The organism is Asanoa ishikariensis, from assembly GCF_900107455.1.
Classification (GTDB): domain Bacteria; phylum Actinomycetota; class Actinomycetes; order Mycobacteriales; family Micromonosporaceae; genus Asanoa; species Asanoa ishikariensis.
This window is the reverse complement of the sequence record NZ_FNQB01000003.1, coordinates 1405387-1423121: the sequence shown is the minus strand read 5'-3', so window position 1 is coordinate 1423121 and position 17735 is coordinate 1405387. Positions and strand designations below refer to the sequence as shown.

Annotated in this window: 18 protein-coding genes; 9 read left to right on the top strand and 9 right to left on the bottom strand. The window is 69.9% G+C overall.

The genetic code is table 11. The annotated features are described in order from the left end of the window. Positions 1 to 21: 21 nt before the first annotated feature. Positions 22 to 1347 carry a chymotrypsin family serine protease gene (locus BLV39_RS30460; protein ID WP_143049951.1) on the top strand — a complete coding sequence of 442 codons (1326 nt, stop codon included), beginning with the start codon at positions 22 to 24 and terminating at the stop codon, positions 1345 to 1347. A 158-nt stretch (positions 1348 to 1505) separates the two neighbouring features. On the opposite strand, the gene BLV39_RS30455 is transcribed toward BLV39_RS30460, so the two are convergent. The 3 genes from BLV39_RS30455 to BLV39_RS30445 form a co-directional block, all read right to left on the bottom strand. Further along, complete coding sequence (locus BLV39_RS30455) at positions 1506 to 2429, bottom strand: hypothetical protein (protein ID WP_090800083.1); 924 nt, start codon at positions 2427 to 2429, stop codon at positions 1506 to 1508. Continuing rightward, positions 2426 to 2758 (bottom strand): PadR family transcriptional regulator, encoded by a 333-nt coding sequence (locus BLV39_RS30450; protein WP_239083402.1) that lies wholly within the window; start codon positions 2756 to 2758, stop codon positions 2426 to 2428. Before BLV39_RS30450 ends, BLV39_RS30455 begins: the two co-directional genes overlap by 4 nt. A gap of 115 nt (positions 2759 to 2873) precedes the next feature. Then, the gene (locus tag BLV39_RS30445) at positions 2874 to 4412 is read right to left on the bottom strand and encodes an APC family permease (RefSeq protein WP_090800081.1); all 1539 of its coding nucleotides are present in this window, start codon (positions 4410 to 4412) and stop codon (positions 2874 to 2876) included. Between the two features lie 69 nt (positions 4413 to 4481). Between BLV39_RS30445 and BLV39_RS30440 the strand changes: the two genes are divergently transcribed. Then, positions 4482 to 5399 carry a phosphotransferase enzyme family protein gene (locus BLV39_RS30440; RefSeq protein WP_090800080.1) on the top strand — a complete coding sequence of 306 codons (918 nt, stop codon included), beginning with the start codon at positions 4482 to 4484 and terminating at the stop codon, positions 5397 to 5399. Positions 5400 to 5458: 59 nt separating this feature from the next. On the opposite strand, the gene BLV39_RS44855 is transcribed toward BLV39_RS30440, so the two are convergent. Then, positions 5459 to 7408, bottom strand: coding sequence for an N-acetylmuramoyl-L-alanine amidase (locus BLV39_RS44855; RefSeq protein WP_090800079.1), 1950 nt, complete (start codon positions 7406 to 7408; stop codon positions 5459 to 5461). Between the two features lie 114 nt (positions 7409 to 7522). Here BLV39_RS44855 and BLV39_RS30430 point away from each other — a divergent pair, with 114 nt between their 5' ends. Further along, entirely contained in the window at positions 7523 to 8344 is an 822-nt protein-coding gene (locus BLV39_RS30430; RefSeq protein WP_090800078.1) for a carbon-nitrogen hydrolase family protein, read from the top strand. On the opposite strand, the gene BLV39_RS30425 is transcribed toward BLV39_RS30430, so the two are convergent. Further along, entirely contained in the window at positions 8341 to 9564 is a 1224-nt protein-coding gene (locus BLV39_RS30425) for an EAL domain-containing protein (protein ID WP_090800077.1), read from the bottom strand. The genes BLV39_RS30430 and BLV39_RS30425 overlap by 4 nt on opposite strands. A 146-nt stretch (positions 9565 to 9710) precedes the next feature. On the opposite strand from BLV39_RS30425, the gene BLV39_RS30420 reads away from it, so the two are divergent. Then, positions 9711 to 10478, top strand: a complete 768-nt coding sequence (locus BLV39_RS30420; RefSeq protein ID WP_143049950.1) for a GNAT family N-acetyltransferase — start codon at positions 9711 to 9713, stop codon at positions 10476 to 10478. An 80-nt stretch (positions 10479 to 10558) separates the two neighbouring features. Beyond that, a complete protein-coding gene (locus BLV39_RS30415) occupies positions 10559 to 10837 on the top strand; it encodes a hypothetical protein (RefSeq protein WP_090800075.1) in 279 nt (92 codons plus the stop codon). Here the strand turns inward: BLV39_RS30415 and BLV39_RS30410 are convergent. Together BLV39_RS30410 and BLV39_RS30405 are read right to left on the bottom strand one after the other, a co-directional pair. Beyond that, complete coding sequence (locus BLV39_RS30410; RefSeq protein WP_090800074.1) at positions 10834 to 11754, bottom strand: UbiA family prenyltransferase; 921 nt, start codon at positions 11752 to 11754, stop codon at positions 10834 to 10836. The genes BLV39_RS30415 and BLV39_RS30410 overlap by 4 nt on opposite strands. An 80-nt stretch (positions 11755 to 11834) precedes the next feature. Next, a complete protein-coding gene (locus BLV39_RS30405; RefSeq protein ID WP_090800073.1) occupies positions 11835 to 12626 on the bottom strand; it encodes a metallophosphoesterase in 792 nt (263 codons plus the stop codon). 160 nt (positions 12627 to 12786) lie between these two features. Here BLV39_RS30405 and BLV39_RS30400 point away from each other — a divergent pair, with 160 nt between their 5' ends. Both BLV39_RS30400 and BLV39_RS30395 read left to right on the top strand, forming a co-directional pair. Continuing rightward, a complete protein-coding gene (locus BLV39_RS30400; RefSeq protein WP_090800072.1) occupies positions 12787 to 13962 on the top strand; it encodes a serine hydrolase domain-containing protein in 1176 nt (391 codons plus the stop codon). A gap of 105 nt (positions 13963 to 14067) precedes the next feature. Further along, on the top strand, positions 14068 to 14562 hold the full coding sequence (locus BLV39_RS30395) for a hemerythrin domain-containing protein (protein ID WP_090800071.1): 495 nt from the start codon (positions 14068 to 14070) through the stop codon (positions 14560 to 14562). A 15-nt stretch (positions 14563 to 14577) separates the two neighbouring features. Here BLV39_RS30395 and BLV39_RS30390 read toward each other — a convergent pair whose 3' ends face one another. After that, positions 14578 to 15762, bottom strand: coding sequence for a zinc-dependent alcohol dehydrogenase (locus BLV39_RS30390; RefSeq protein WP_090800070.1), 1185 nt, complete (start codon positions 15760 to 15762; stop codon positions 14578 to 14580). A gap of 130 nt (positions 15763 to 15892) precedes the next feature. On the opposite strand from BLV39_RS30390, the gene BLV39_RS30385 reads away from it, so the two are divergent. Further along, complete coding sequence (locus tag BLV39_RS30385) at positions 15893 to 16849, top strand: SDR family NAD(P)-dependent oxidoreductase (RefSeq protein ID WP_090800069.1); 957 nt, start codon at positions 15893 to 15895, stop codon at positions 16847 to 16849. Between the two features lie 12 nt (positions 16850 to 16861). Further along, positions 16862 to 17296 carry an SRPBCC family protein gene (locus tag BLV39_RS30380; RefSeq protein WP_090800068.1) on the top strand — a complete coding sequence of 145 codons (435 nt, stop codon included), beginning with the start codon at positions 16862 to 16864 and terminating at the stop codon, positions 17294 to 17296. A 6-nt stretch (positions 17297 to 17302) separates the two neighbouring features. Here the strand turns inward: BLV39_RS30380 and BLV39_RS30375 are convergent, their stop codons facing one another. Next, the gene (locus tag BLV39_RS30375; RefSeq protein WP_143049949.1) at positions 17303 to 17506 is read right to left on the bottom strand and encodes a hypothetical protein; all 204 of its coding nucleotides are present in this window, start codon (positions 17504 to 17506) and stop codon (positions 17303 to 17305) included. Positions 17507 to 17735: the final 229 nt, after the last annotated feature.

The following is a 17735-nucleotide window of genomic DNA, read 5'->3' as shown; positions in this document are numbered from 1 at the left end:
TCGCTGACCCATCTCCGAGGCGTGAAAACGGGACAGGCTCCTGTCGATTCGACGCACGTAAGATCATCGAATCCCGTTCGCCAAGTACCAGGAGGTTTCGTGCGCAGACCCATGGTGATCACGAGCTGCGTCCTCGCGATGACCCTGATCGCAACCTCGTCCGCCTACGCGAAAGAGCGCGCGATCGGCGGACTCAACGAGATCTCGTCCGTCGGCTTCGCCGCATCGGTCGACGTGGAGGCGATGAACAGCCAGTTCCACAGGTTGGAAGCGCTCGCCGCCGCTCATCCCGGGGGTGCGGGTGGCACCTACTTCGACGAGGCCACCGGCGAGCTTGTCGTTCGTCAGGTCACGAACGTCGAAGGTGGACGGTTGCGCTCCGCGGTGAGCCTGCGGTCCCGCCTCGCGGGCGAGGTTCCGGTGAGGTTCGAGGCGACCACTGTGTCGATGCGTCGGCTGGAGGCGGCGACCAAGGCGTTGCAGGAGAGCCGGAGCTGGGCCGGTGCCAGTGCGGCCAGCGTGCACGGCGTTTCCCTGGACCGACTGGCGGCGCAGATCGTCATCAACGCCTCCGGCGACGCCGACGCGCTCATCGCCGCAGCGGTCAAGTCCACCGGCCTGACCCCGCGGGTGGCCATCTCCAAGGCCGGGAAGATCCCCGCGAGCCGTCGGGTCGCGAGCAGTCCCTATCCCGGTGGAACGGCGCTGTTCGACTACAACGTCACCGCCGCGAACCATGCCCCTCGGCTTATCGACGCGTTCTGCACGGCCGGTTTTCGGATGACCCGCGGCGGGACCAACAGCAACTGGATGACCACCGCAGGGCACTGCGGCACCAACGGGACCCAGTTCTGGAACAACGGCTGGAACTTCCGAGTCAGTTCCAACTACCAGACACTAGGCACCGACGTGTCGATGCTGGCCGGCCAGAACGGCGCCGGCTTCAGCCGCAACTCCTGGTTCGGTGAGCGCGACGCGACGACGCTGAATCCAGTCTCAGGAAAGAACACCGGCTGGCCCGCCATCGGGTCGGCCGTCTACGTGTCCGGCTCGAACGGCGGCCTCGTATACGGACGCGTGATTAACACCAACATCGCAGGCTGTGCGGGCTATGGGTCGCGCGTGATCGAGTTGGACACCAGAACCGGCAACACGAACGACGGCTCCGTGGTGGGCGGCGACTCGGGTGGGCCGGTCACCCGCTGGAACACCGGCACGGCGGCGACGAACGACATGGTTGCCGTCGGCACCGTCAGCTGCAGCGACAGGTACGAGTTCGTCGATGTCGAACCCATTCATCGCATCGAGGCGGCAACCGGCGCCGTAGTGGTCGTCGGCGGGACGTAAACCCACGCCAGCAGCGCCATGCACGACATGCCGGCGAGGGTGGCGCCACCCTCGCCGGCGCACGACCGTCAGTCGTCCTCCGCCGTCGGCTCCGGATCCACGGTGGCCGGTTCGGCGAACGCCGGCTTGGTGCCTCCCGAGCCGATCGCGGCGTACACCTATAGCTGGGCTTGGCGGTGCAGGCCGACCGCGCCTGTGGTGACGAGGGTGCCGGTTCCGATCAGCAGTGTCCAGAGCCAGGTGGCCTGATCCAAGCCGTTGAGTGACAGTGCGAGCAGGATCAGCGGGATGAGCAGCAGGCCGGCGGCTACCGTTGCGCGGGCGTCGACAGCCACCCACATCAGGAAGCCGGCGATGACGGCCAGCATGGTGCCCGGTTGCAGTTCGCCCGTGACGTTCCAATGGGTCGGCAACAGGACCGCGCAGACGGGTACGCCGAGCAGCCAGAGCGCCGGGCGCCTGGTGTGCCGAACCGGTCGGCGGATCAATGGCAGGATCAGCAGCGCGGCGAACGCCAGCAACCAGGTCGCCGGCTCCTCAGCCGCCATATCCCGGGTCAGTTCGAACGGCGGGAAGATCACGTCGTGGGTGACGGTGTCGTAGCTGAGGGCGAGCTGCAGCACGGCCAGGGTGAAGGCGAGTGCGCTGAGGGTTGCCAGTAGACCCCACACATATCGTCCGGCGGCGACCGCCACCACAGCGCAGGCAACGACCACGGTAACCAGTGGCTGGACGAGCTCAACGGGATAGAGCACAGCTCGGTCGGCGATGATGCGAGGGATGATATGGCCGCTGTCGACCAGGGGGCCGGCCGTCGCATAGGCCAGCAGGAGGAGCACGGCGAGTCGCAGCGCTCCGCGCAGGCCCCGGTCCGCTGACGGTGCGCCGTGCGTGCCGGCGCGGGTCTGTAGTCCACGTACGGCCAGGGTTGTCACTTCTCGCGCCGTCGGCCGTTGCTGGTTGGCGTGGGCGGCTTCCATCAGCGTGCCGACTATCTCCGCGCCGCGTTCACGGCGGTATCGCTTCGGATACGCCCACAGCAGTTGCCGATACCGGGCCTCGAGTGCCTCTTCCCGGGTCATGCCGGCTTCACCGCCCGCACCCGCGGGGCACGCCGCTCGGTCACCACACGCGCCGCCTGGAGCATCCGATCGGCTTCCGCGCGCAGCGCCGCCACGCCCTCGTCGGTGAGGTCGTAGTACCGCCGAGCCCGACCGTTGACCACTTTCTCCTCGACGACCCGCAGGAGCTGCTCGGCGGTCAGTCGATCGAGGGCCGCGTAGAGGGTGCCGGCGGCCATGCGGATCCGTCCGCCCGACAACTCCTCGGCACGTTTGATGATCGCGTAGCCGTGGAGTGGCCCGTCGATCAGCGCAGCGAGCGCAAAGTAGCTCTGTTCGCGCATAGTCATTGCAGTAGAATAGTCAACTCAACTGAGTATCACAAGGTCGCCGCTGAGTTGCGAAGCCACCGAAGGAAGGGCCCCGACAAAGGGGCCCTTCCTTCGGGTCGGTGTGCGGCGCCGGTCAGTCGCCCTTCGCCTCGCCCGCCGGCACCTCGGCCGGTGCGGGTTCAGCGTCCACAGTGGCCGGCTCGGCGGCCGCCGGTGGCTTGGCGCCTCCGGAGCCGATCGCGGCGTACACGTCGGGCTGGCTGGTCTTCAGCCACATCCCGTAGACGGCGCCGGCCAGGCCGATCACCACGAACGCCGCCGGGATGGCCCAGGCCAGGGCGCTGTCCGGTGCGACGCCGAGCAGCGCGTCGAAGTTGGCGACCGCGAGCACCACCACGACGGCCAGGGCCACCAGTGCGACGCTCGGCGCGATCAGGCGCGACCACGTCGACTCGCCGTGCGCGTCGCGGCGGAAGAACAGCAGGACCGCAAGGGAGGTCAGGGTGATCAGGAACAGCACGCCCAGGCCGCCGGAGGTGCCGGCCCAGAAGAACAGGTGCACGGTCGGCTCCCAGCCGCCGATCGCGTACACGATGATGACGACCAGGCCGATCACCGACTGCACGAGCGACGCGTTGCGCGGCGCATGGGTGGACGCGCTGGTCCGGCCGAGCGCGGCCGGCAGCACCCGCTCACGGCCGAGGGCGAACATGTAGCGCGCGATCATGTTGTGGAAGGAGATCATCGCGGCGGCGACCGAGGTGGCGAACAGCACCTCGCCGATGGTCACCCAGGTGTCGCCGAGGTTGGCACCGGCCAGGCCGAAGATGAGGCCGACGCTTTCCTGCTGCGAGCGCTCGACAATGGTGTCCGGGCCGGTCGCGACGGTCATTGCCCACGACGCGAACGTGTAGAGCACCGCGGTGGCGCCGACCGCGATGTACGTGGCCGTGCGTACCGTCCGCTTGGGGTCCTTGGCCTCCTCGGAGAACACCACCGAGGCCTCGAACCCGACGAAGCCGAGCAGCGCCAGCACCAGGATCGCGCCGACACCGTCGCCGAACAGGTTGCTCGGGTCGAGAGTCGCGGTGCTGATCGCACCACCCGCGGGGCTGCCCAAGTCGGCGAAGGAGTACACCAGGATGATCAGCACCTCGGCGCACAGCAGCACGGCGAGCACGATGCCGTTGACGTCGATGCGCAGCACACCGAGCACGGCGACGACCGCCCAGCAGACCAGCGCGATGACCCACCACTCGCGGTTGAAGCCGAACCACTCGTTGAGCAGCGGGCCCGCCGCCGCTCCGATCGCGCCATAGAGGCCGACCTGGAGCGCGTTGTAGGCGACCAGGGCCACCCACGAGGCACCGATGCCGGCCGGGCGGCCGACGCCGCGGGCCACGAACGTGTAGAAGGCTCCCGCGTTGGCCAGGTTCCGCGCCATCGCGACGTAGCCGACCGAGAACACCGCCAGCACGAGTCCGATGACCACGAACGCGACCGGGATGCCGGTCAGGCCGGTCGTGGCGAAGCCGGTGGTCACCACGCCGGCGACCACGGTCAGCGGGGTCGCCGCTGACATCACGAAGAAGAGCACCGCGGGTACGCCGAGCCGGCCGGCGGCAAGCGATCCGGTGGGCTGGGCGCCGTCGGCGCGAGGGGGAGCGGACATGGCAGGGCCTTCCAGAGTGGACAGCAAACGAGTGGATATTGATCGCCTTCCCCGGTCGCGTCAAGGACAATGATCGACGTGGTGTCCACCGAGGTCGCGGCCATGGTCACCGCGCGTTACGGGCTCGGCGAGGCGCTCGGTCCGCCGGTGTACGCGGCGCGTGGCGAGCTCGGTCGCATCTGGCGACTCGACACCGCCCGGGGTTCGTGGGCGGTCAAGGAAGCGCTGGTCCCGGTGGCCGAGGAAGACGCGGAGGCCGACGTTGCCTACCAGCTCGCCGCCGCGGCGGCCGGGGTGCCGTTGCCCCGACCGGTGCACACCCTCGACGGCCGCGTGACGGTGAGTGGTCCCGGCGCGGTGCTGCGGGTTTACGAATGGGTCGACCTCGACCTGTCCGCCGGCGAGCCGACGCCCGCCGAGCTCGGCGCGATGCTGGCTCGGCTCCACACCGTCGCGCACCCGGCGCGCGGCCCGGTCGTCTCGTGGTTCGCCGATCCGCTGGGCGAGGCCGCCTGGCACGAGCTGGCCGCCTCGGCCGCCGGCGCACCGTGGGAAGCCGCGCTGTCCGTGCACCTGGCGGACCTGGTCGCCCTCGACGCGCTGGTCCGTCCGCCCGACCCGGCCCGGGTGACCACCTGCCACCGCGACTTCCACGGTGAGAACGTGCGACGCACCGCCGACGGCCCACTGGTCGTGCTCGACTGGGAGAACAGCGGCCCGGCGCAGCCGGAGCGGGAGCTGGCGGGGCTGCTCTGGGACCTGGGGGAGGGTGCGGCGGAGGCGGCGGCGGCCTATGGCGGCGCCGTGCTGGAGCCCGCGGACTTCTCGATGGCGATCGTCGTGCAGGGTCACCTGCTCCAGTTCTACGGCCGGCGGGCGCTCGACGAAGCCGAGTCAAGAGAGAACCGGTCGCGGTCGGAGGCGCGTCTGGCCGCCATGCTCGCGCGGCCGTTGACCCCGGCCGCAGTCGACGCCCTCCTGAGCTGAAGCCGCGGCCGCCCGGGACCCCGATGTCCCGGACGGCCGCGACTGGCTGTGGCGGGCGGTCAGCCGCCGATCGAGAGCCGCAGGTTGACGTCGGCCTTGTCGACGAACGCCACCCGCTGACCGAACTGGATCTCGACGTACGTCTTGTCGCCCTGGATCACCGTCCAGTCACCCGGTGAGGTGGCGGCGAACGTGGTCGCCCGGTAGTACTGGCCCGGGAGCACCGCGCCGACCGCGTAGCGCTGCCCGGCCGACAGCGTGTACTGCAACGGCGAGATCGCCTGGACCGGGACGCCGGCCGGGTACGCCGCCGCCTCCGGGTAGGCCCGCCCGTACACCGGGATCGTCGCCTTGCCCTGCTTCGGCACCGCGACCAGGCCGAGCTGCCAGTTGGCGGTCGGCGCCGAGCGTGGGTTGAGGAACCAGCCCTGCTGGCCGAGGTACCAGATCGCCGTCCAGTCACCCTGGCGGCCGGCCAGCGCGAAGGTCTGGCCCGCCGAGGCGCGCGCACCGTGGTCGGAGATGTGCATCGTGGACGGTGACCCGTCCGGGTGCAGCCCGAGGTCGGTGAGCAGCGGGGCGTCGGCCGACGGGGCGGTGCGGAGCACGATCGCGGACGAGCCGTGCGGTGTGCACGGCACACCGGCCGTGACGCAGCCGGTGAACGCGGGCTGGTTGGTGGCGTAGTCCGGGTCGATCTGCACCAGCCCCGTGAGCGAGGTGCCGGTCGACCACAGCGGCGCGCCGAGCAGATCGAAGTAGTGCGACCAGTCCCAGTACGGGCCCGGGTCCCAGTGCATGCCGCGGACCGTCGCCGCGGTGGTGCCGGGCACGGTGTCGTGGCCGAGGATATGCTGCCGGTTCAGCGGCACGTCGAAGCGCTTGGCCAGGTAGCGGACCAGCTTGGCCGAGGAGCGGTAGAGCGCCTCGGTGTACCAGCTTCCGTCGGCGGCGAAGCCCTCGTGCTCGAGCCCGACCGAGCGGGCGTTGACGTCCCAGTTGCCGGCGTGCCAGGCGACGTCCTTGGTCTTGACGTGCTGGGCGATCTGGCCGTCGACCGACCGCAGCGTGTAGTGCCAGCTCACGTACGTCGGGTCCTGCACCAGGTTGAGCGTGGTGGCGTAGGAGCCCTCGGTGTCGTGGATGACGATGTACTCGATCTTCTGCCGCTTCGGCCGCTCGGACAGGTCGTGGTTGCCGTAGTTCCCGGCGGCCGGCCCGGTCTGCTCGTAGGGTGCCGGGATCCACTCGCAGGCCACGGTCACCGGGCACTCCAGCCCGTCGGGCCGCTCGGTCCGACGCAGGCCGAGGCGGTCCGCCTGGGCTCGCTGGGGCGCCACCGACCGCCCCGCGAGCGTGACGGCCTGGCCGTCGTCCGTGGTGCGCGCGGCACCGTCCCGGATGGTCGCGTAGACCTCGTCAGCGAACGCCGTCGCCGCCTCCGTGGTCTCGGCGCCCGAGTAGCGGGCCACGGCGCCGTACCAGGCGGCCGGGTCACTGCTCGCACCGGCCGGCGCGCCGAGCGCCCGCTGGTAGTCGGCGAGCAGTGCGGCACCGCCGCGGATGTTGGCCGCCGGGTCGGTGCGCAGCGCCTCCTTCTCGGCGCCGGTCAGCGCGGCCGCCGCGTCGAGGGTCTGGAGTGCCTCGGCCGCCGGTGCCGGGTCGTCGGCCTGAGCCGTGGGGGCCGGCAGCGGGCGGCTCTCGTCGCCGCGTGGGTCGTCGGACGCGCCGTCGTGCGTATGGGGGAGCGCCTTGACGGCGGCGGCGTCGGTGAGGTGCATCGGGCCGAAGCCGCCGCTGGTGCTTGGCCTGCCGGCGTTGCGGTTCCAGCGGGACTCCAGATAGGACACACCGAGCAGGACGCTTTCGGGTACGCCGAACTCGTCCGCCGCGGCGGCGTAGACCTGCTGGCGGTCGGCCGGCGGGGCGCTTGCCTGCGCCGGAGTGGTGAGGGTGAGTCCGGCGAGCGTGAGGGTCGCCGCGGACAGGTAACTGAGGGTTCGTCGCATGTCGCGCCTCCGGGGATTGCCTCGGGCCACCTTGCTCCATCGATGAAGACCGCGTCAATAGGCGCCACGCCGTACGCGCGTTTTGTAAGTAAGTTTCATCGCTAGGCTGCGTTCGTGCATCCACTGCCCCCTGAACCGCTGACCGTCGCCGCCGGCCAGGCCACCTGCGTGTCCCTCGACGTGGCCGCCAACGTGGCCACCGCGGCCGCGCTCGTCCGCCAGGCCGCCGGCGCCGCCGTGCTCGTCCTCCCGGAGCTCTTCCTGACCGGGTACGAGCTGGCCGTGCTCCGCTCGCACGCGGTGGAGCCCGACGACGACCGCCTCGAACCGCTGGCCAAGGCGTGCGCCGAGACCGGCACGGCGGTCGTGATCGGCGCACCGGTGGTGGCGTCCGGTCAGGCGTACATCTCGGCCCTGGTGTTCGACCGGTCCGGCAGTGTCGTGGGCCGCTACGACAAGCAGCGGCCGACCGCCACCGAACGGGTCGCGGGTGCCACGGCCGGCGCGCACGGCTGCACGCTGGAGGTCGACGGCTGGCGCCTCGGCCTGGGCATCTGCGCCGACACGGGTTTCCCGGAGCACGCCCGGGCCGCCGCACTCGACGGCTGCCACGCGTACCTCGTCGGCGCGATGTTCAACCCGGGCCGCAGCGCACACCGGCGCGCCACCCAGCTTCCGGCCCGGGCGCAGGACAACACCTGCTACGCCGTGCTGGCCAACCATAGCGGCCGCAGCGGGCCGCTGGTCGGCTGTGGCGGCAGCGCGATCTGGAACCCGGACGGCACCCTGCTCACCGACGCGGGCGCCGCCGAACCGGCGGTGGCGATCGGCCGCCTCGACCCGGAGGTGCTGGCGCTGGCCCGGGCCGACCACCCGGTCCTCACCGAGGAGGGCATCGGGCGGCCCGAACGCGAACGGCGCACGCTGTCCGTCTAGCTCGCCAGGCGGTTGACCAGGGTGAGCACCGCTTCGATGACGCGTTCGGGGTTGTAGCAGGTGCCGGCGTGCAGTGTGCCGTCCGTTCGGCGGGCGAAGGCGGCGCTGCCGTAGCGGCTGCCGACGAACAGGACGGTGCGCTCGCCGATCAGCGGGTCGTCGTCGGACAGGGCGATCCCACGGATCCGGTTGCCGAGGTTTCGCGGTGTGTCGGTGCCGAGGACGAAGACGTCGATGCCCCGGTTGGTCAGGTAGGTGTGGCGGATGCGGGCCTCGTCCTCGTAGCCGCCGTCGCCGACGTTGATCGCGAGGATCGCCGGGCTCGTGGTCTGGGTGGCCTGGTTCTCGATGTGGCTGACCATCGCCGCGAACATGTCGTCCGAGGTCGCGTGCACATCGGCGGTCGGGGCGAGCACGTCGAACGGGGTGCTGTGGGTGACGGTCCGGGGCGTCACGCGCGCGAGCTGCTGCTCCGAGCGGCGGACGCGGTCGGGAATCGGCCCGGGACGACCGAAGAGGTACCCCTGGCCCAGGGTGGCGCCCATCGACCGCGCGACGGCGACGTGTTCGGGGCGCTCGATCCCTTCGGCGAGGATCTGCGCGTCGCGGCGGTGCGCCTCGTCCAGCACCGCGTTGACGACCTGGGAGACGGCCCACGAGTTCGTACGCGCCTGGATGATCGACCGGTCGAGCTTGATGATGTCCGGATTGATCAGCGGCATCGCGGCCAGACTCCCGGGCTCGGCCCCGATGTCGTCGAGCGCGATCCGTGCCGTGCGGCTCCGGGCGTCCAGGACCGCCTCCATCAGCGCGGCCGGCTGCCGCATCACGGACTGCTCGGTGATCTCGAGGACCACGTCGTGTTCCTCGGTGAGCTCGTGGTAGGCCGCGACGAGCTCGTCCGGCGGGTCGGTGGCGAGGGTGTCGGGGTTCAGGTTGACGAACAGCGCCAGGTCCGGCACGGCGGCTTCGCGGTAGGCGCGGCCGGCCTGCGCCGCGCACAACCAGTCCAGCTCAGAGGACAGGCCGGCCCGGGCCGCGGCCGCGAACAACGCCGGCGCCTCGTGGAAAGGCCCTTCCGGACCCCTGGCCAGCGCCTCGAAACCGACGGGCCGCTCGTCGACCAGCGAGACGACCGGTTGGAAGACCGGCTCGACCAGGCGCCGGGCGAGGATCGCCTCGATACCGACGTCACCGGCAAACCGCAGGTCATCGCCCATGATCAGTTGCTATTTCCAATCCGGCACCCGGCAAACCGGCTGGTACGGAAGTGGGAATCGAGGTGACTGTGACCGCCTGAGGGGTGAGCCGGCTTACAAACCGCGAAACGACCGAACCTCTGCGGCGTCGCCCGCATCCTGTGGTCATGATTGCTGACCAGACGCTGGACGCGGCCGCGAACGCGTTCCGCGAGGGTGCCGAGTTGATCGCCGACGCGGCCCCGAACGGCCGTTTCGAGACGGCCCCACACGGAACCGCCCTCCTGTTCACCGGTGCGCCGATTCCGCTGCTGAACGCCGTCCTCGGCCTGAGCCGCGAACCCGACGCCCGGGAGATCGCCGCACTCGCTGAGCGGACGGCCTCGTACACCGCGGGGCAGTTGCCCTGGACCATCCGGCTGCGCGGCTCGGCAAGCGATGAGGTCGCCGCCGTTGCCGCCGGTCACGGTCTGATCGGGCAGACCCAGTCGGTCATGATGGTGCTGCCGCTGACCGCGGACCCCGGGTCGGGGAACGCGCGGGTGCGCAAGCTGCCGGGTGCGGAGTACGAGACGTTCGCCAACGTGCTCGGTGCGGCCTTCGGTGCGCCACCACAGATCATCACGGGCCTCTACAACGCCACGACATTGGACCGGCCGGAGCTCGACGCGTACGTCCTGGAGGAGGACGGCGCGCCGCGGACCGTCGGGTTGGCCGTGCGCACCGGCGACTACCTCTACCTGGCCAACATCGCGACCGACCCCGCACACCGTCGGCGGGGCCACGCCCAGGCGTTGACCGGCGCGATGCTCCGCGACGGACGGGCGTCGGGCGCACGGACCGCGTTCCTGCACTCCGGCGACGACACCGTGGCGCTGTTCGAGCGCGCGGGCTTCCAGGTCGGCGAAACCTGGACCACCTTCGCCGCGGGCTGATGTTCGTTGTGGGCCGAGCTGGGTAGTGCTGAGCACGCGCACTCACGCGCCGACGCGCACGTCTCCATAGCCTTGCCATCATGAACCGCACGGGGAAGGAGGCGCTCTGGCTCGTGGCCGGCCATGCCGCGGTGGTGGTGTTCTGTTGCGGGGCCACCTATGCGATGCCCGACCATCCGCCGGAAGGCGCCCAGATCTTCTCGGAGGCGGACGGTGCCCGCCTGCTGTTCGGTGCTCTCGGTGTGCCCGCGCTGTTCCTGAGCCTGCTTGTCTGCTTGATCGCGCTGTCGATCAGCGCCGCACGCCGTGGGCAACCCCCGGAGCGCGAGTTCCGCGACTGGAGCAAGTTCCGGGACTAGCCCGTGCTGCTGTAGGCGAGGAGGAAGTCCGTCGCCGGGACTGCGAACGCGGTCGCGACCACCGCGAGCCGTGGTATCGACGGCCGCCGGGTCAGCACGGCGTACACCGCGACCAGCAATGGCGCCGCGATGGTCTGGACCAGCCACGAGTCGCGTTCGACGAACACGTCGAGGTGGCAGCACGTCAGCCAGAGGGCGTTCGCCGCGGCCCATGACGTGAGGCCCGCGCGGTAGCACGTCGACGCGCTCCACCGCACGGCCGTGGTCGTGTAGCCGGCCTCGCGATCGGCGACGTGGTCGATGACGGTGGTGGGCAGGTACAACGCGGCGGCCAGGAGCAGACCCAGGGCGACCAGGACCGGCGGGTAGTCCAGGACCGGGCGGTGTAGCGACCATCCAGCCAGCGGGCCGAGCACCCCCACGACGACGGCGTTGACGGCCACGTCCACACCGGGGCGGGTCTTGAGCCGGACCGGGGGCACGCTGTACAGCCAGCCCAGGAGCAGGACGGCTGCGGTGCCGGCGAGGAACGTGGGTCCCGCTACGGTCGCCGCCGCGACTGCGGCGATGGCGGACCAGCGGGCGCAGCGGCGCAGGTCGGCCGGGGTGAGCTGGCCGGTGACGAGTGGGGCAGTGGCCTTGCGGGGGTTGCGTCGGTCGCTGGGCAGATCGTGCAGGTCGTTGAGGGCGAACACCCAGGCCCACACCAGCGGGCCGAGGACGAGGACGGCCGCGGCGGTCGCCGGGACACTTCCGCGGGCGGGCAACCAATCGCCCGTGGCGACGACCGCGCCGAAGAGGGCGCCCGCCCAGCTCAGGGGCCAGAACCACGGCCGCGTCAGCCGCAGGACGGGCCACCTGCCCGCCGTACTCCTGTGTGGAGTGTTTCGAGTTGGCACCTCAACAGCGATGGACATGTGATCGACGCTAAGCGGGCGGGAGGAAGCCGAACTCACCTCCGCGAGCCATCCCGATCCCCCGCGTGGGGGAGAACGTGTCAGGTCAACCGCGTGAGCAGCAGGCGGCCGCCCTCGTAGACGCCGCCGTCGATGGCGAGCACCCGGCCGTCGGCGTACCGCAGGCCTTCCGTGACCATCTGGACCCCGAAATGCTTCGTGAGCGTGCTGTGCCCGTGCACGAGCACGTCGCCGCCGAGCGCGCGCAGCATCCGCGAGACGGCGTCGTCCGGACGGGACGGCTCGGCGTCGCGAAATGCGCCACGGCCACTCATCCGGCCGCAGAACGTGAGCCAGCTCGCCAGGTCCGTGCTTCGCGATGCCGCAGCGACGGCCGCGTTGATCTGCTCGATGGTCGAGCCGAACTCCAGGTAGCCGAGCGTGTCCGAGTGCACCAGCAGATGCCCGTCGACCAGGCCGACAGCGGGCAGCCGCATGATCCAGTCGATGTGGTCAGGGGTCAGGCGGCGCAGGTCCGTCTCCTTACCACCGAACCGCGCCCAGCCGCCCCGAAAGCCGCCAGGCTCTTCCCAGCCCGGCACGGGCGCGGCACCGAACCGATGGGCCGCGAGTATCTGCGCCTCGTGGTTGCCCAGCAGCGCTCGCACCTGTCCGCCCGCGGCCGCCGCAGCCGGCGCGAGGGCGCGCAGGTCGTCGATGACGCCGATCCCGTCGGGGCCGCGGTCGACGTAGTCGCCCAGCAGCCACAGCCGGGCATCGCCGCCGGCCCACCGACCGGCGCCGTCGACCAACCCGGCCGCACGCAGCGCACCGGCCAGTTCGTCCCGGTGTCCATGGATGTCGGCGAGAACGAACAAAGGTCCACATGCCATCCGGTGACCGTAGCCATCGACCAGGGCCAGAGACGTTGGGCTGTGCGGATCGATCAATCGTCGGGCCGCCAAATCCCTCCAAAACCGGATCATTGTCACTAGACGCGAGGTACCTTCACGAAACCAGGATCTTCCGTTTCTTCGACGAGGGCGGCTGTCCATGAGGGTTTCGCACGGGCTGCGCCGCTGGCCGGCCACGATCGCCGCCGCCGTCCTCGCTTTCGGTGTCGTTGCCGCCAGCAACAACCTGACCTCGACGGTCAGCGCCAGCGACGGCGCGCCCACGACGGAGGCCGGCGACCCGGACAGCCAGAAGATCGCCGATATCGTCGAACAAAAGATGAAGGAGCGAGATCTCACCGGCGCCGTGTACGGGGTGTGGCGCGGCGACGAGCAGATCGCCGGCGGTGCGATCGGCGACTCCCCGATCGGACTGCCGGCGACCGCCGACATGCTCGTGCGAATCGGCCAGCCGATGGAGCCGATGCTCTCCACCGTGCTGTTGCAGCTCGACGGTGAAGGCGTTCTCGACCAGGACGAACCGATCGCGAAGTGGCTGCCCGACTTCCCCCGCGCGGACCAGATCACGCCGCGGATGCTCGCCAGCAGCACCTCCGGCGTCTCGGACTACGTGACGAACCCCAACTTCCTGAAGCAGTTCTACGCCAACCCGTTCACGGGATTCACGGCCGAGCAGTTGGAGGCGCTCGCCAACGAGCGCCCGCCGCTGTTCGCGGCCGGGACGAGTTTCGCGTACGCGCACAGCGATCTGGTCCTGTTGGGCGAGGTGTTGCAGAACGCGACCGGCGAGCCGCTCGGCGAGTTGTTGCAGGAGCGCATTTTCGACCCGCTGGGAATGCGCGACAGCAAGGTCGTGCTGACGTCGCAGATCAGTGAGCCCTATCTGCACGCGTACACCAACGAGCGCGGCGTCTTCGAGGACTCCACCTTCTGGAACCCGACGGCGTTCCTCCACAGTGGAAATGCGACCACCACGGTCGCCGACGTCGCCACCTGGATCCGTGCGCTCGCGGACGGTCAGCTCCTGACGCCGGAGCAGCACGAGGCCATGATGGCCCCGTCGACCGCCGGGCTCGCCTCGCTGACGAAGGAGAAGTTCTTCGCCTACGGCGTCGCGCACGACGGCGACTGGTTCTTCATGAACCCGGCGTACGCGGGCTACGACGGAGTGGCCTACTACGACACGAAGACCCAGACCTTGGTCATCGCGTACGTGACGCTCGGGCCGAAGTCCAACGCGAACACCGACAACGCGCTCTCGCTGGGCAAAGAGATCGCGACCCTGCTCGTCCCGAACAACCCCCCGGGCGTGTAACGGGCCGTTTGCGGAGGTCGACCCCGGGTATGGCTTCGCCGAAGGCACTCGCGACGGCGACGAGTGGCCCGCGATCAAGCTGAACCGCGAACCCCGGAGGAACCGATGTCGACCGATGCCCTCGTGCTGCTCAAGCAGGACCACAAGGAGATCAAGAAGCTGTTCAAGGCGTTCGAGGACGCCGACACACCCAAGCGCCGCGGTGTTGTGGTCGAGAAGATCATCGAAGAGCTGACCGTGCACACGTACATCGAGAACGAGTGCCTGTATCCGGAGACCCGCAAGCTCCTGCCGGACCTCGAGGACGACGTGCTGGAGTCGTACGAGGAGCATCACGTCGCCGACGTGCTCTGCATCGAGCTTTCGTCGATGTCGCCGGACGACGAACGCTTCGAGGCCAAGACGACGGTGCTGATCGAGAACGTGACGCACCACATCGAGGAAGAGGAGCAGGAGTGGTTCCCGAAGGTCCGCGACGGCCTCGGGCGCGCGAAGCTCCAGGAGATCGGCGCACGGATGCTGGAGCTCAAGGAGAAGGCACCGCGCAAGCCGAGCCAGCCGGGCGCGTTGAAGAAGGCGATCGACGCCCTCACGGCCTGACGGAGGGCTCGACGTTCAGGGCTTGAGCACCACCTTGATGCAGCCGTCCTGCTTCTCTTTGAAGATCTCGTATCCGTGGGGTGCTTCGGCAAGCGGCAGCGAATGCGTGGTGAGGTCCTCGGTGCCCAGCGGGTCACCGTCGCCGGTCAGGGCCGGCATGATCTCGTCGACCCAGCGCTTGACGTGCGCCTGGCCCATCCGGATCGTCACACCCTTGTCGAACAGGTCCATCATGGGGAACGGGTTGGCCTGACCGCCGTACACGCCGATGATCGAGATCGTGCCGCCCCGGCGGACGCTGCCGAACGCGGTGTTCAGCGCCGCCATCCGGTCGACGCCGAACTTCTCCACGGCGCGGCGGGCCACGCTGTCGGGCAGCTTGCCGGCCGCCCGTTGGGCGACATGCTGCAGCGGCGACCCGTGCGCCTCCATGCCAACCGCGTCGACCACGCCGTCGACGCCGCGGCCGTCGGTCAGGTTCATGATCGCTTCGGGTACGTCGTCGACGTCGCGGGTGTCGATCACCTCGATGCCGTGGCGACGGGCCATCTCGAGCCGCTCGGGGACGTTGTCCACGGCGAAGACACGCTCGGCGCCGAGGAATTTCGCGACACGGGCGGTCAGTTGGCCGATCGGTCCTAGGCCGATGACAGCGCACGTGCCGCCAGACTCCACATCGGCGTACCGAAACGCCTGCCACGACGTGGTGAGCACGTCGGAGAGGAACAGGAACCGCTCGTCAGGATGCCCCTCCGGCACCTTGATCGGCCCGAACTGGGCCTGCGGCACCCGCAGCAACTCCGCCTGGGCGCCGGGCACGTGGCCGTACAGCTTGGTGTAGCCGAACAGCGCCGCCCCCTTGCCCTGGTCTCGGACCTGGGTCGTCTCGCACTGGGCGAAGAGGCCGTGGCGACACATCCAGCAGTGCCCGCACGAGATGTTGAAAGGCACTACCACGCGGTCGCCGGGCGCGATGTGGGTGACCTCCGGGCCGACCTCCTCGACGATGCCCATCGGCTCGTGTCCGAGGATGTCGCCCGGATCCAGATACATGCCGAGGACGTCGTACAGGTGCAGGTCCGAGCCGCAGATGGCGGTGGACGTCATCCGTACGATCGCATCGGTCGGCTCCTGGATCCGTGGGTCGTCAGTGGTCTCGACCGAGACCTTCTCCGTGCCCTGCCAAGTCACCGCTTTCATGGCGCGCCTCCTCGTCATCGGGCGCGACCTGTCGCCCCTAGCTGGGTGCCCGCAGACTGTCGATCTAACCCATTTGGCCTGGGCTTGCGTCGATTTGCGTAACATCTGCGACCCTGGGTAGGGGGTACTCGTGGACACGGCCCGCGTCATCGTGGTGACGGGCGCGTCGAGCGGCATCGGGCGCGCCGCTGCGCTGGCGTTCGCCCGGCGAGGTGATCGTCTCGTGCTGGCTGGCCGGTCCTCGTCCGCGTTGCGGGTCGTCGCCGAGGAATGCGGGGCGCTCGGCGCCCGGGTACTGGTCGAGCCGGTCGATGTCAACGACGTCGCAGCGGTGCACGCCGTGGCCGAGGCGGCCGTCGCCTCGTTCGGGCGCATCGACGTTTGGGTGCACACGGCGGCCGTCATGGCGTACGGACGCTTCGAGGACCTGCCCGTGGAGGTCTTCGAGACCGTCGTGCGGACAGATCTGCTCGGCGCGGCCGCGGTGGCGCGCGTTGCCCTGGCCCGTTTCCGGGCGCAGAGCGCGGGCGTGCTGGTGCTCGCCGGCTCCCTGCTCGGCTTGACCGCCGCGCCGTACATGAGCGCCTACGTCACCAGCAAATGGGGTCTGCGTGGGCTGGCGCGGGTGTTGCGGCAGGAGACCCGCGACGCACCGGCGATCCACGTGTGCATGGTCGACCCCGGTGGTGTCGATACGCCGATCTACCGCACCGCCGCCAACTACACCGGCCGGGTCGGCCGGCCACCGCCGCCGGTCGACCGCCCCGAGAAGGTCGCGGCCGCCATCGTCAAGGTCGCGGACAGCCCGCGGCGCGCCGTCTCGGTCGGCTTGGCCAATCCGTTGATCCGGATCGGTTTCACGACGATGCCTGCCGTGTACGACGCGCTGGTCGGTCCGCTCATGCGCCGGGGCGGCCTGTCCCGCGAGCCGGTCGCGGCCAATACCGGCAACGTCTTCGCGTCGCTCCCGGACCAGGCCAGCATCACCGCATCGTGGGGCCGGCATTGGCTCAGGCCTTTGGCGGTCGCGGCGGTCGCGGTGGCAGGCGCGGCCGCGGGCCGGCGAATTCTCACCCCGCGACGATGAATGAGAGTAGCCATGGCCCGCACCGAGCATCTGATCGCCGCGACGCCGGAGGACGTCTTCGCCGTCCTCTCCGACGGCTGGACCTACAGCGACTGGGTCGTCGGCACCGCGCACATCCGAGACGTCGACGCGGGCTGGCCGGCACCTGGCAGCCGTATCCATCACAAGGCCGGCCCGTGGCCGTTGTCCCTGCACGACAGCACGGTGTCGCTGGTCTGTGAGCCACCCACCCGACTGGTGATGCGACCCAGGCTGTGGCCGTTCGGCGAGGCGACGGTGCACATCACGCTGAACGGGTCGGGGGAGCACACGCAGGTCGTGATCGAGGAGCAGTTCACCGACGGACCGCTCGTCGCTCTGCGCAACCGCGTCAACGACCTGATGCTCGGTCGTCGCAACCTCGAGTCGCTGCGCCGCCTGCGTGACGTCGTCGAGCGTTCCCGCTGAGTCGAGCTACCCGCCGGACTGCAGGTTGGGTGAGTCGGGATCCTGGGGATCCTGCGGCAGCACCGACGTATCCGACTTCTTGTCTGCCGAACCGCTTGGCCTTTCGGCCTGGCCCGCGGACGGCTTACCCGACCCTTCGTCTCGGGAGCCCTTCGCTCCGCGCTTCTCCTGCGGCTCTTCCTCAAGGTGCTTACCGGGCTTCTCGGTCATCACGTTCACCTGTCCGTCTTCAGGGTGGTGCAATCGCGCTTCTTATGGGCGAATTGCGGCGTTATACCTAATTCCCGCGTTTGCGCTGGTGAAACACAGGTCCGCGCCTCTCCCAATTCGTAGATCGCCAAACTGATTGTTGGCAGGCAATTAACTTTGCGGTGACCTGCATGGGCGACCGAACGAGGGGTATCGCTGCGTCATCGGCACCCCCTCCCCGGGTGCTCCA